The following is a 12,709-nucleotide window of genomic DNA, read 5'->3' on the forward strand; positions in this document are numbered from 1 at the left end:
GATGGCGGTAAAGGGAGTTGCCGCCGTTTTAATGTCATTCACTAATTGAAAATTCAGAGGGAGGATTTATTTGCTCAAAAACCCACTCCGAAAAAACTTTTTCAACATCCCATCTATTATAATTTTCGTCAGGGTAACGCTTTCTCATTAAATCTGACTTACAGGAATTAAACTCATGATATTTTTCCATGAATTTCTTGGACAGTTCATTTAGTTCACTGTCACTGTTAATTATAAAAAATGGCAATTTTATTATGGGTGGTTTTAGTTGGGTTGTGATTGGTGTAGACAGTGTTTGATATGTATCACAATGCACTTCACTTTTTCTTATGTGTTGAAATAAACTATATTCAATAGTTCCTTTTTTATAATAGTAAATCTCACAGTAAAATTCGGCATTTAACCCATCTTGAGCTTCTGGATAGGTAATAAACTCAATGCTTGGGAATGGTATAGTCAAACCCTCATTGTAGTAATTAACAACAGGCAAGGTCTTAATAATTCTGTTCTTATATTTTAAGTGGTAGTCAAACTGTCTTGTATTCTCAAAATATAAGTTTTGCCACCAATAATTACCCCCCCCCTCATGTTCTACATTTCCAATCTCAATAGTGAAATCAGGATCATTAGAATAGAAGGCTTGGCTAATACCGTCATAGTCCCAACATTTGGCATCTTCTAAAAGAATGGAGAATCTATCAGGGGCTTTTAGGTTGAGGCCGAATCTTTCACGCCACATCGTTCTGACGTCAATTGGATTGGCACATGAATCTAATGGCGTATTAGCATCATTTGTCCGTGAATAAACAACACCAGCTCGTATGGATTTACCTTGATAACTGTATTCTTTTGTCAGGTAATATGGTTTTAAAGGCTCATTAAATATTGTTAGGATTGCTAACTTGGCTTCATTAAATTGTAAAAATTCAAGCTGAATGTTTGGGATGTTATCTTCACTAAAACTTAGTCTTCTAAGCGCAGTGATAATATCTGCTTGAGTATATTTTTTATCACTGTCATTTAATCCAACTACTTCTAATGAATCAGATATTCCGAAAGCTATGTATCTATTCCCATTGTGAATTACATTAGCCATACATAGAATATCATGGACCATTGCAGCCATATTGTTGTGGAATTTTTGTTTGAAGTCCCACCAGAGACCTTCTTTACCTTTTGAGAGTAAGTCATTAATAATGCTGTTCATTTAATAAAACCATGAAGTAATGTAAATTGTATTTTGCAATTGTCGTCAGTTTACCTTCAAATATGACCGCAATGGAACTATTTACATGCTTATAAGCTGAACTCGCATGTTGGGCTTCGCAGGCTGGTAATGACTCCAATCAGTTGAAATGGTGTCTTTCTATAAAGGCACCAATCACTTTCTCGTGGAGCTCAACGGAACGAGAGAAGCAGATGGTCTTGCGAGCCAATCGCTTGATGCGCATTCTGAGCGTCAGGTTGTTACGCTCGATACGCTGGGTGAATATCTTCCCGGTCAGATGCATCTCGCTCGGCACCTCTCTGGCATAGCTTCCCCAATCATCACTGGTGATAAAGCCTATCTGGAACGGAGAAAGCAGGCTCAGCAACCGACGGCATGTCTCATCGTTGCGTGGGCCAAAGGTATATGCCACGACTCGTTTTCTCTTGGTATCAAAAGCATACCAAAGCCAATGTCGATGCTGTTTGTTGCCAACATAGGCCCATTGCTCATCAAGTTCACAGATAAGTGCCACGTCATCGAGCACCACCTTTTCGGAGGTTACTTGCCTTGGGGTGAGTTTTTTAGGGTGCGTATGACTGTGTTGATGCCAATCTTGAGGACGCGAGCAGTATCACGAACACCTGAGCCGTTGAACGCCATATCAACAATCTTGTCTTTGACGCCAGGCTTGCGGGCTTCATAGGTGTAGGTGAGCTGAAACACGTGCGGACAGACGGGGCAACGATAGCGAACATGGCCGGCAGGGGTCTTCCCATGGCGATATACGTGGTCAGAGTTGCAGCGAGGGCAGTGAACGGTGATGGATGCCATGAAGCTGTCGGTCTCAAAAGAGTTCATCATATCAACTCAACCGATCGGATGCATCACCCGCAGGCTCAGCACCAACCTACCGATTGTGTAGGTTGTGGCTGAGCGTAATGAAGCCCAACGTTTACCGCGTAATCTCTTTTTCCTTCCCCTCATCCCCGACCCTTCTCCCGCAAGGGGAGAAGGGAGATTCGGCTTCGTGGATATACACGCGATTGCCAACCTCATATCCCCGATGCTGATTTATTCCCTCTCCCTCCGGGAGAGGGCGGGGTGAGGGGTAGGGTGCAAAGAACGAAGTGAATTGCACCGCTGCTATTTATCTGCCAAAAGGTGTAATTCGCTGTGCTTATTACACCCTACATCCAACCCACACACGACAGGATGTCATTGCTTGAGACTTGAATTTAACCCCATCGATCTGGATCGCGATTACGAGCTCTGTGTGCAGGCGCGCAGGGATGCCTATTTTTGCAGCTTTCATACCCATGACGGTTTTTCCGACTTTATCGACGGCTATCGGGAGCGGATCCGCGAAAGGCTGGGGCAAACGCAATGGCACTACCTTCATGTCTGGGCGGGTGAACAACGGGTGGGCCAGCTGGAATTTCGCAGCTTTTCCGATGAACCCGAGACCGGTTATGTGCAGCTGATTTATCTGTTCCCTGAATATCGTGGCTGCGGGTTGGCAGCGCAGTTACAGGCTTATATCCGCCAGCAGTTGCTGGGGGCGGGTTGTAAATGGGCGATGCTCTCCGTGAGCCGTACCAATGTGCGGGCCTTGAATCATTACCGGCGCTTTGGCTGGGTATTTCTGCGCCCCAATCCGAAACATCAGGAGACGGATTTTTATCGACTGACTCTGGCCGAGTGACCTCTGTGGTGGCCTCTGGGTATCCCCTTATTTTTCCCATCCCCCAAATGACTGAATCGTGAGTTAAATCCGGTAAATGGGGCGCGCTTGAGCCACACTTATGACCACCCTGATTCAGCCTGCGCCGTGAGTGGTCGATAACCGGGGAAACGGTGGTTCGGTGGGGTTCTGGCTGACAGATCTGTTGCAATATGCCAAGGTAGCGCCTCACGACAACAGCACGATTCCCCGTGGTGGCGCGGGGCGGAAGAACAAGGATAACTGCTATGGTGCAGGACAGTGACACGATCAGGATCTCGGATGTCAGCGAGGCCGTGGTGCATGGCATTCTGGAGGTGACCAGCGATGGCATCTGGGATTGGCATGCCAATACCGGTTTTGTCTATCGCAACCCCGGCTGGTACCGGATGCTGGGGTACGAGCCTCACTCCCTCGGCAATACCGTCTTCACCTGGGAGAACGTGATCCACCCCGACGATCTGGCGGCGGTGATGGCGAAGTTCGATCTCTGTCTGAGCGGCAGCGCCCATGAGTATCGCGCCGAGTACCGTTGCCGCTGCCGCGATGGCAGTTATCTCTGGATTGAGGATTGCGGCCGCATCATTGAGCGCAATCCCGACGGGTCTGTGGCGCGGATGATCGGCGCCCATCGCGATATCCACGCCAGCAAGCTGTTGCTGGAGCAGCTGGAGCGGCGCAATCACTCGCTGGAGCAGCAGGTTGCCGAGCGCACCGCCGAGCTGGTGCGACTCAACGAGGCGCTGCAACAGAAAGCCGAGGAGAACCGTCTGCTGGCAGAGACCGATGCCCTGACCGGCGCCGCCAGCCGCTATCGGCTGGAGCGGGCGTTGCAGCTGGAGTGCGAGCGGGCGCGCCGTTTCCATCAGCCGTTTACGGTGATCGCCATGGATGTGGACAACTTCAAGCAGATCAACGACAGCTATGGCCACAACGCCGGGGATCAGACCCTGATCAACATAGTGGCGCTGGTGCGCCGTCATATCCGCGAGATCGATCTGCTGGCCCGCTGGGGCGGTGATGAGTTTATGGTGTTGTTGCCCAACACCGGCCGCGAGGATGCGCTGGTGGTGGCGAGCAAGTTTCAGGCATTGATGGCGAGCGAGCCCATCTGCCCCCACGCGCCCGCTACCATGAGCTTCGGGCTGGCGGAGTATCAGCAGGATGAGCAGAAGGAGAGCCTGATGGTGCGCGCCGATCGGGCGCTCTATCAGGCCAAGCAGCTGGGTAAAGACCAGATCTGCTAACGCGGGGTACGGAAAAAGAGCAGTAAAAAGGGCCGCAGGTTTGAAACCTGCGGCCCTTTTGTATTGTGACTGACGCGGCGCGACTTAGAAGTGGTAGCGCAGACCCAGCTTGAAGGTATCCAGAGAGTAGTGCTCGTCACCCAGGCTCAGGGCGTCGAACTGGCGCTCGTAACCGATACCGGCAGAGAAGTGGTCGTTGAAGGCGTAGTCCAGACCTACTTCCAGATTGGGGTGTACCTTGCTCTTGGTTGCGCTCTCGTTTACCTGACCGCTGAAGCCGAGGAGGGTGGCGTTGCCGACAACTTCCACTTCGGTGCGGGTGTAGGCGATGCCCGGTTTGGCATAGGCGCTGAAGCCCCAGGCCAGCGGCTGACTCAGCTTGGCTGCCAGGCTGATGCTGCGGGTTTCGATGGTGGTGTCGGCAAAGCCGGTTGCAATCGGGGAGGTCACCCAGGTCAGCTGATCCATCTGTTGGGCGTGCAGGCCGCCTTCAACCGCCAGCCAGGGTTTGAAGCTGTAACCCACGATCAGGCTGCCGCCGTCGAGCTGGTCGTCGATCACTTTGGCGTCATAGGCGTCTTTGGCAGCACCATCGAGATCCATCTTGGAGGTAGTCAGATCCAGACCTGCATACCAGCCTTCGGCATGGGCGCCGCCATTCATGGCCAGAGCAAGCAGGGAGAAAGCGGCAATTTTATTAAACTTGTTCATGGATAAATAACCTTGTGTTGCGTGAACTGCGTGTGATTTATATTGCTCAATCCATGAAGCTTTTTATATTTCCGTCATTGCTCTGCTTTCACAGAGGGGCCGCAGTATAGTCAGCACATTTCTGAATAACAAGAGAGTGATTTTCCCATTCTTCTAAATATGACTGGCTGCAAGCAGGGGCATTTTGTTTAATAAATGGTGTTATTAGAGTTTTAGCTTTATTGAGGTTTAAATAATTAACTGGTGAGGCAAATGACAGGCTGAGGGTTCGATTTTGATTCTATGTGATTGATTTATATCAGCATTAAATTTTCATTCTAGCGTAGCCGTGATGAGTTGTCTAAAAATTGACATCTCAGATGTCACTCACAGGCGCCAGGCTCTCTTCGATGATTTTTTGAACGGCTCACAAAGTGAAACCGTGAGAAAAAAATCTATCTTTTTGCCTGTTTTTTGCTCTTTTTTAGGTTTGGGATTGTTCCCATTGTGACTTTTGGTGGTCTTTTGAGGCTGCTTTTGCGTGGGCCATGCTACCCATCAGATACGCGAATGTGCGCTTGTGGGTGGCTTTTCTTTTCTCCCGGCAGCACGCGTTGGGGCGGGCATGAGGAGAGATAAGCAGATATGGGTCGTGCGGCCTGATTAATTTTGTCTGCTTATATACACAAGCCATTTAAAAGATAGATTTTTGGAGTTTTAAATAACTTTATTATATTCGTTTTTATATTTAATGAAGCTTTCCAATCAAGCCATTTAAATATATTGAATGGCAATGAAACGCTATTGATGATCGTTTAGGATACCTTGCCAGAGAGGTTGTAGTGGCTGGCGCATCAGTGGGCGGCGGGTGGCCTGTGACACTTCCCCTTGCCGGGGCCCTTGACCTGACCTGCGAATTCAGGGAAAAGAAAAGGGCGGTGCTATCAGCGCCGCCCAATGCCAGGAAAGAGAAAAAACCTTACGGTTTAAAAGATAAAAATTTGGAAGCAAACAATCGATTTCTCAACCAGGAAGGGTCTTGAATTCGATACGTTTCGATTATGCGCGATGTTCTATGCAGCACTAGCAAAATGTTTGCGGGTTGAAAGATATGCACTGTCTGGTGTCAGATTTTGCGACCTCATCGTTCAACTGGTCTGTCCTGATGGGTTTTGTAGGCGATTTTTTCTCTAGGCTGTTTTTTCGGTGTCAATATCTGAGCCTTGAAGGTAAAAACAGGTCAGAAGCTGACTCGGCATAACCATGCAATGAAAGTGCGATAACAAGGAAGAGTGGCATGACCTACAGCCAGACCCTGGCCAACAATATTCTCGACACCCTGAAGAAGACCCTGACCGACAAGGGGATCCGCTATCAGACCCTGGCAGAAGCCATGGGTGTCTCCATCGCGACCGTGAAACGGATGATGAACAAGCCCTCCCTGCCGTTCGATACTCTGCTGGAGATCTGCCATCTGGTGGGGCTCTCGTTCGAGGAGCTGCTGGATCGCACTCAGGACGCTCAGAGCCGCCGCGCCGTCTTTACCCAGGAGCAGGACGAGGCGTTTCACAACGAGCCGGGGCTCTACGCTTTTCTCGCCAATATCTTCTGGCGCGACAAGACGCTGATCGATCTGAAGCGGGAGTACGGCCTGACCGATGCCTCCTGCTACCTCTATCTGCGCAAGCTGGAGAAGCTCGGTATCTTGCAGCTTGGTATCGACAACAGTTACCACTTCTTGATCAGCGAGCGGATCAGCTTCGAGCAGCACAGCCGTTTCGCCCGCCAGCAGGCACGGCAGGCAATGTCGGTGCTGGGGGAGTATCTGGTGGAGAACATGCACAAGTCGAACAACTATATGGCGCTCTGCCAGTTGCACCTCAACGAGGGGGAGGCGATGGCGCTGATCGATCGGATGAAGGAGTACTGGCATCAGGAGATCAAGCTCAACCGCCCCGCCATCGGTCAGCAGGAGCACGCCAAGACCTACACCATGTCGCTGCAACTGGCCGACTGCGGCTACCAGAGCTTCGACGACATGATCCCCAATATCGACAACTGATCCCGGCGGATCCTGCGGGATCCACCATGTTGGTGTCTGGTTATTCCGTCAATTGAACTGCCTGCGATCTGCCTGCGGCCGGTTGCAGCGCCCGCTTATCGAGGCAGATGCGGATGGCCACTGTGCTCGACGGTGCTCTGGATATTCCCTAATCGGCGACCCGGGTTTGTTGCAGCTTGCCTGCGGGCGACTGCAATGCTCGGGTATCCAGACAAATGCGGATGGCATCCGGCCGCCAGTGCTCGATATCGCAATCCACCAGAGCACCCCGCTCGTCATAGTTGACCCGCACCAGCCGCAGCACGGCGCTACCCTCCGCCAGATTGAGGGCGCGGGCGATGGCGCCGCGCGCCGCCGAGGGGGTGATCTCGAGACTCGCCCCACCCTGGCCTATGCCATAACGCTGCTGATAGAGCTCGGTGAGGGAGCTGGCCAGCGGCGCACTGGCGATATCGGGAAAGCGACTCGCCAGCAGGTGGTGGCTGACGTGGAGCACCGGACGACCGTCGATCAGCCGTTGACGGCGGATCTCATAAAGTGGAGTGAAGGGTTCCAGCCCCATCCAGCGACAGAGCTCGCTGCTGGCAAGCTCGCTGCCGTGAGCCAGCACCCGGGTTTCGGCGGTGCGCTGCTGCTCGCCAATCCACTGGTGAAAGTGGGTGTGGATGGCGGGATCGTAGGTGAGGCGGGGCGGGGCCACGAACCAGCCGCGCCGCTCGGCACGGTAGATAAGGCCGTCTGCTTCGAGGCTGGAGAGCGCCTCCTTGATGGTGATCCGGGTGGTGGCGAAACGCTCGCTCAGGGCCCGTTCGGCCGGCAACTGCTGCCCGGCCCCCAATTGGCCGCTGCCGATATAGCGGCGCAGGGTCTGGCAAATCTGTTCGCACTTGGAGGAGGAGCGGCCATCGGCCATGCTCTGTTCGTTCACTCTCTGCTCACTCAATCTCGGCTCGGTCACACTCTTGTCCCTGTTGCTTATTCAGAAGGCGGGTGGCTGGCCAATCCCTTACTGGAATAGTCCAGCCTCACTCGGGTTCAGAGTTGTAACTGCTGTGGATGACAGCGCCATGACAGGGTGATTGTCATCAAACTGCCATTAAAGCGCCCCGCCACCGTCACAATTCCCCTCTAGCATCCCTCTCGAACCTTAACTGACCTAGTCCAGAGGGATGGGATGATGAAAAGCGTGATCGCAAGTGCACTGGCCATGGTGGCCATCAGCCAACCGTTGTTTGCCACAAATAGCTATGCAGCCGAAAATATCGCGGATCTCGAAAAGGCCGCCCGTGGCGAAGGCCAGCTCCACAGCATCGGCATGCCCGACAGCTGGGCCAACTGGAAGGATACCTGGCAGCAGCTGGGCAGCATCTACGGCATCAAGCACCAGGATACCGACATGAGCTCGGCGCAGGAGATCGCCAAGTTCGCCGCCGAGAAGGCCAATGCCACCGCCGATATCGGCGACGTGGGCGGCGCCTTCGGTCCGGTTGCGGTCAAGCAGGGTGTTACCCAACCCTACAAGCCCTCCACCTGGGCTGACATTCCCAACTGGGCCAAGGATGCGGACGGTCACTGGATGCTGGCTTATACCGGCACCATCGCCTTTCTGATCAACAAGGATCTGGTCAAGGCCGCTCCTACCAGCTGGCAATCCCTGCTGGGTGGCGACTACAAGGTGACCCTGGGTGATGTGGGCGTAGCCTCCCAGGCCAACAACGGCGTGCTGGCGGCGGCCTATGCCACCGGCGGTAGCGAGAAGAATCTCAAGCCCGCCCTGGAGTTGTTCGGCAAGCTGGCCAAGCAGGGTCGTCTCTCCCTGAACGATCCCACCATCGCCAATATCGAGAAGGGCGAGGTGGAAGTGGGTGTGCTGTGGGACTTCAACGCCCTCAACTACCGCGACCAGATCGACCCCAAGAAGTTTGATGTGGTGATCCCAAGCGACGGTTCCGTCATCGCCGGTTACACAACCATCATCAACAAGTGGGCCAAGAACCCCAACGCCGCCAAACTGGCCCGTGAATACATCCTCTCCGATGCCGGTCAAATCAACCTGGCCCGCGGCTACGCCCGCCCGATCCGCAGCAACGTGACCCTGCCGGATGATGTGAAGGCCAAGCTGCTGCCAGCCGAGCAGTACGCCAATGCCAAGCCGGTGCAGGATCACGCCGCCTGGGAGCAGAGCTCCAAAGCCCTGCCGCGCCAGTGGCAAGAAACCGTCATGATCAACATGCAGTAAGGGAATCCAGTGCAACACAAGGTGATAGTGGTACTTGTGGATGGTCTGGCAGCCGAGGTAGCCCACACCATGGGCTACCTCGGTGGCATGGTGGAGGCGGGGCGGGGCCTGCATACGACCCTGAATGCTGCCCTGCCGTCTCTCTCTCGGCCTCTCTACGAGTGCATCCTGACCGGCGTGCCGCCGGTGGTGAGCGGCATCACCCACAACGGGGTGAGTCGCCTCAGTCTGCATGACTCCATCTTCCATCTGGCCCGCGCCGCGGGTAAACGCACCGCAGCGGCGGCCTACCATTGGGTGAGCGAACTCTACAACCGCAGCCCCTGGCTGGCTGCCCGTGATCGCTTTACTCATGACGAGCAGTTGCCGATCCAGCACGGCTGCTTCTACTGGGATGACAACTATCCCGACAGCCATCTGCTGATGGACGGGGAATGGCTGCGCAGCCAGTACGATCCCGATTTTCTGCTGATCCACCCGATGGGGGTGGACGATGCGGGCCACAAGTTTGGCCTCGATTCCCGCCAGTACCGCAATCAGGCGCGCCGCATGGACAGCCTGCTGGCCGATCTGCTGCCCCAGTGGCTGGCTGAGGGATATCAGGTGGTGATCACCTCGGATCACGGCATGAACAACGATCTGAGCCACGGCGGCACCCTGCCGGAAGAGCGCACCGTGCCACTCTGGCTGTTTGGCGATGCCTTTATCGAGCGCTGGCCGGATGGGGTGGCGATCGCCCAGACCCAGCTCTGCGCCCTGATGGCCGATCTGCTGGGCATCCCGCACGACAAGCCGGCGGCGCCACCGCTGCTCAAGGCGGCCTTTATGCGCGAGGTGCACTGATGATGCCTGCAACCACCGAGATCCTCGTGGATCAACCTGTGGCAACCAAGCAGAAGGTGCGCCGCCACTGGCTGCCCGCGCTGGTGCTGCTGCCGTTTATCCTCTTGATGATCCTGTTCCAGCTCGCTCCCATGGTGTGGGTGCTGGTGGGCAGCTTTCAGACCCCAGATGGGTGGGGCCTCGACTACTACCGGGAGATTTTGAGTTCCCCCTTCTACCTGCAATCGTTCGGCAACTCGTTGCGCATTGCCGGTATCGCCAGTCTGGCGGGGCTTGCCATCGGCACCCTCGGGGCAGCCGCGCTGCGCCACAGCGGCGAGCGGGTCAAGCGGGTGCTGCTGGCCTTCGTCACCATGACTGGCAACTTCAGCGGTGTGCCGCTGGCATTCGCCTTTATCATCATTCTCGGCATCAACGGCGCGGTCACTCTGCTGCTGAAATCCTGGGGACTGATCGACGGCTTCAACCTCTACTCGGGGTCGGGCCTTATTCTCATCTACACCTACTTCCAGATCCCGCTCGCCCTGCTGTTGCTCTACCCGGCGTTCGATGCGCTGCAGGATGAGTGGCCGCAAGCGGCCGCGCTGCTCGGCGCGAGCAAGGGACAATATGTGTGGCACGTGGCGCTGCCGGTGCTGACGCCTGCGCTGCTCGGCACCCTGATCATCCTGTTTGCCAACGCGGTGGGGGCTTATGCCTCCGCCTACGCCCTCACCACCGGCAACTTCAATCTGGTGACCATCCGGGTGGCCAGTCTGGTCTCCGGCGACATCTTCCTCGAGCCCAATATGGCGGCGGCGCTGGCGGTGATCCTGATGGTGCTGCTGGGAGTGGTGACGGCTGCCAACCAGTGGCTGCTGAAAAAGAGCTATGTGAACAAGGGGCAATCCCATGCATGATTTGACGCCGCGCTGGCCCAAGTGGGTGCTGGGGGGGCTGGTCGCCACCCTGCTGCTGCCGCTGCTGGCTACCTTTCTCTACTCCATCTCCACCCGCTGGGGGGCGACCCTGCTGCCGGACGGCTTCACCCTCGACTGGTATCTCAAGCTGTGGGGCGACCCGCGTTTTCTGGCGGCGTTTGGCCGCAGCCTCCTGGTCTGCTTCGCCACCCTGCTGCTGGGGACCCTGGTGCTGGTGCCGACCGTGCTGGTGGTGGCCTACTACTTCCCAAAGCTGGATCCCTGGATGAACCTGCTGATCCTGCTCCCCTTTGCGGTGCCGCCAGTGGTCTCGTCGGTGGGGCTGCTGCAGATCTACGCCGATGGTGTCCTGCCCATTATCGGCACGCCGTGGATCCTGATCGGCACCTGGTTCACCGTGGTGCTCCCCTTTATGTATCGGGCGCTGGCCAACAGCCTGCAAGGGGTGCCGCTCAGGGATTTGATGGATGCCGCCCATCTGCTGGGGGCCAGTAGTCGGCGCGCCTTTCTGCTGGTGGTGATCCCCTGCCTGCGCAAGGGGCTGCTGGCGGCGCTGTTTCTCTCCCTCTCCTTCCTGCTCGGCGAGTTCGTGTTTGCCAACATGCTGGTGGGCACCCGCTACGAGACCCTGCAGGTCTACCTCTACAACATGCGCGCCACTTCTGGCCACTTCACCAGTGCGCTGGTGATGAGCTACTTCCTGCTGACCCTGCTGCTCACCTGGGCGGCCAACAGATTTCATCGGTGATCCAAGATGTTTCATTTAGAAGTGAATCAACTGCACAAATCCTACGGCGATACGCCGGTGTTCGAGGGGATCGAATTCGGCATCCGCAAGGGGGAGCTGGTGACCCTGCTCGGCCCCTCCGGCTGTGGCAAATCTACCCTGCTGCGGGCGCTGGCCGGGCTCACTCCGGTGGATGGCGGTCAGGTGCGGGTGGCCGGTGAGGAGATCACCTGGCAGGCGCCCCAAAAGCGCGGCATCGGCATGGTGTTCCAGAGCTATGCGCTCTTCCCCAACATGACGGTGTGGGACAACGTCGCCTTCGGCCTCAAGATGAAACCCCAGCCGGGGCGGGAGCTGGCGGCCAGCGTGCAGGAGGCGCTGGCGCTGGTGGAGCTGACCGGCTTCGAGCGCCGCTATCCTGCCGAGCTCTCCGGCGGTCAGCGCCAGCGGGTGGCATTGGCCCGGGCTTTGGTGGTGCAGCCGCGGATCCTGCTGCTGGACGAGCCGCTCTCGGCGCTGGATGCCCGCATCCGTCGCAGCCTGCGCCAGCAGATCCGCGAGATCCAGCAGCGCCTTGAGCTCACCACCATCTTCGTGACTCACGATCAGGAGGAGGCGCTTACCATGTCGGATCGGATCTTCCTGATGAACAAGGGATCTATCGTCCAGAGCGGCACGCCGGAGGAGATTTACACCCGTCCCGCCAGCGAGTTTGTGGCGGGCTTTATCGGCAACTACAACCTGCTTGGCGCCGAGCAGGGCAAGTCGCTGTTCGGCCCCCGTTTTCAGGGCAAGTTGGCGCTGCGGCCTGAGTCCATCACCCTGCTGCCCGCCGGGGCGACCAGCAGCGAACCCTGCCTGCCCGGCATCGTTCGCCAGCAACAGCTGCTCGGCAACGTGATCCGCTATCAGGTGGAGTGCGAGGCGGGGCTGTTGACGGTGGATTGCCTCAACCGCTCGGCTGGCGATCTGCTGGCCACTGGCAGTGCCGTGACCCTGGCGGTGGCCCGGGATCAACCCTGTGAGGTAGCATGACGCCTCGTTTCATTTT

General features: G+C 55.9%; 12 protein-coding genes. 8 read left to right on the plus strand and 4 right to left on the minus strand.

All coding sequences use genetic code 11. The features are described 5' to 3' along the window. Positions 1-34 precede the first annotated feature (34 nt). Both ACTG2G_RS12355 and ACTG2G_RS12360 read right to left on the minus strand, forming a co-directional pair. A complete protein-coding gene (locus tag ACTG2G_RS12355) occupies positions 35-1,207 on the minus strand; it encodes an AlbA family DNA-binding domain-containing protein (RefSeq protein WP_439985478.1) in 1,173 nt (390 codons plus the stop codon). Between the two features lie 139 nt (positions 1,208-1,346). After that, positions 1,347-2,041 (minus strand): IS1 family transposase gene (locus ACTG2G_RS12360; protein WP_270657729.1). Its coding sequence is split into 2 segments (ribosomal slippage): positions 1,347-1,795 and positions 1,795-2,041, totalling 696 coding nucleotides; the frame shifts between segments, so codons are not numbered across the junction. 391 nt (positions 2,042-2,432) lie between these two features. Here ACTG2G_RS12360 and ACTG2G_RS12365 point away from each other — a divergent pair. Further along, positions 2,433-2,912: a GNAT family N-acetyltransferase gene (locus ACTG2G_RS12365; RefSeq protein ID WP_439985479.1), complete on the plus strand. Its 480-nt coding sequence runs from the start codon at positions 2,433-2,435 to the stop codon at positions 2,910-2,912. A 266-nt stretch (positions 2,913-3,178) separates the two neighbouring features. Beyond that, positions 3,179-4,177 carry a sensor domain-containing diguanylate cyclase gene (locus ACTG2G_RS12370; RefSeq protein ID WP_042053424.1) on the plus strand — a complete coding sequence of 333 codons (999 nt, stop codon included), beginning with the start codon at positions 3,179-3,181 and terminating at the stop codon, positions 4,175-4,177. Positions 4,178-4,261: 84 nt separating this feature from the next. Here the strand turns inward: ACTG2G_RS12370 and ACTG2G_RS12375 are convergent, their stop codons facing one another. Beyond that, complete coding sequence (locus tag ACTG2G_RS12375) at positions 4,262-4,888, minus strand: porin family protein (RefSeq protein WP_043821800.1); 627 nt, start codon at positions 4,886-4,888, stop codon at positions 4,262-4,264. A 1,276-nt stretch (positions 4,889-6,164) separates the two neighbouring features. Between ACTG2G_RS12375 and ACTG2G_RS12380 the strand changes: the two genes are divergently transcribed. Continuing rightward, positions 6,165-6,929, plus strand: a complete 765-nt coding sequence (locus tag ACTG2G_RS12380; RefSeq protein ID WP_005336490.1) for a helix-turn-helix domain-containing protein — start codon at positions 6,165-6,167, stop codon at positions 6,927-6,929. 148 nt (positions 6,930-7,077) lie between these two features. Here the strand turns inward: ACTG2G_RS12380 and ACTG2G_RS12385 are convergent, their stop codons facing one another. After that, complete coding sequence (locus tag ACTG2G_RS12385) at positions 7,078-7,842, minus strand: UTRA domain-containing protein (protein ID WP_439985894.1); 765 nt, start codon at positions 7,840-7,842, stop codon at positions 7,078-7,080. Between the two features lie 264 nt (positions 7,843-8,106). On the opposite strand from ACTG2G_RS12385, the gene ACTG2G_RS12390 reads away from it, so the two are divergent. The 5 genes from ACTG2G_RS12390 to ACTG2G_RS12410 are packed head-to-tail and all read left to right on the plus strand — an operon-like array spanning position 8,107 to position 12,693. After that, the gene (locus ACTG2G_RS12390; RefSeq protein ID WP_042053429.1) at positions 8,107-9,168 is read left to right on the plus strand and encodes an ABC transporter substrate-binding protein; all 1,062 of its coding nucleotides are present in this window, start codon (positions 8,107-8,109) and stop codon (positions 9,166-9,168) included. Positions 9,169-9,177: 9 nt separating this feature from the next. Beyond that, positions 9,178-10,011: an alkaline phosphatase family protein gene (locus ACTG2G_RS12395; RefSeq protein WP_149151941.1), complete on the plus strand. Its 834-nt coding sequence runs from the start codon at positions 9,178-9,180 to the stop codon at positions 10,009-10,011. Continuing rightward, complete coding sequence (locus ACTG2G_RS12400) at positions 10,011-10,910, plus strand: ABC transporter permease (protein WP_113740218.1); 900 nt, start codon at positions 10,011-10,013, stop codon at positions 10,908-10,910. Before ACTG2G_RS12395 ends, ACTG2G_RS12400 begins: the two co-directional genes overlap by 1 nt. After that, positions 10,903-11,679, plus strand: coding sequence for an ABC transporter permease (locus tag ACTG2G_RS12405; RefSeq protein ID WP_005355251.1), 777 nt, complete (start codon positions 10,903-10,905; stop codon positions 11,677-11,679). The genes ACTG2G_RS12400 and ACTG2G_RS12405 overlap by 8 nt, the downstream gene beginning before the upstream one ends. Before the next feature lie 6 nt (positions 11,680-11,685). Then, entirely contained in the window at positions 11,686-12,693 is a 1,008-nt protein-coding gene (locus tag ACTG2G_RS12410; RefSeq protein ID WP_101530852.1) for an ABC transporter ATP-binding protein, read from the plus strand. Positions 12,694-12,709: the final 16 nt, after the last annotated feature.

The sequence above is a fragment of the Aeromonas sp. 55A genome, from assembly GCF_051919665.1.
In the GTDB taxonomy this organism is placed as follows: Bacteria; Pseudomonadota; Gammaproteobacteria; order Enterobacterales; family Aeromonadaceae; genus Aeromonas; species Aeromonas veronii.

Excerpts from the sequence above, each read along its gene's own strand:
- ACTG2G_RS12405 (WP_005355251.1), top strand. The coding sequence starts at position 10,903 with ATGCATGATTTGACGCCGCGCTGGCCCAAGTGGGTGCTGGGGGGGCTG.
- ACTG2G_RS12410 (WP_101530852.1), top strand. The coding sequence starts at position 11,686 with ATGTTTCATTTAGAAGTGAATCAACTGCACAAATCCTACGGCGATACG.
- ACTG2G_RS12400 (WP_113740218.1), top strand. The coding sequence starts at position 10,011 with ATGATGCCTGCAACCACCGAGATCCTCGTGGATCAACCTGTGGCAACC.
- ACTG2G_RS12390 (WP_042053429.1), top strand. The coding sequence starts at position 8,107 with ATGAAAAGCGTGATCGCAAGTGCACTGGCCATGGTGGCCATCAGCCAA.
- ACTG2G_RS12385 (WP_439985894.1), bottom strand. The coding sequence starts at position 7,842 with ATGGCCGATGGCCGCTCCTCCTCCAAGTGCGAACAGATTTGCCAGACC.
- ACTG2G_RS12375 (WP_043821800.1), bottom strand. The coding sequence starts at position 4,888 with ATGAACAAGTTTAATAAAATTGCCGCTTTCTCCCTGCTTGCTCTGGCC.
- ACTG2G_RS12355 (WP_439985478.1), bottom strand. The coding sequence starts at position 1,207 with ATGAACAGCATTATTAATGACTTACTCTCAAAAGGTAAAGAAGGTCTC.
- ACTG2G_RS12380 (WP_005336490.1), top strand. The coding sequence starts at position 6,165 with ATGACCTACAGCCAGACCCTGGCCAACAATATTCTCGACACCCTGAAG.
- ACTG2G_RS12370 (WP_042053424.1), top strand. The coding sequence starts at position 3,179 with ATGGTGCAGGACAGTGACACGATCAGGATCTCGGATGTCAGCGAGGCC.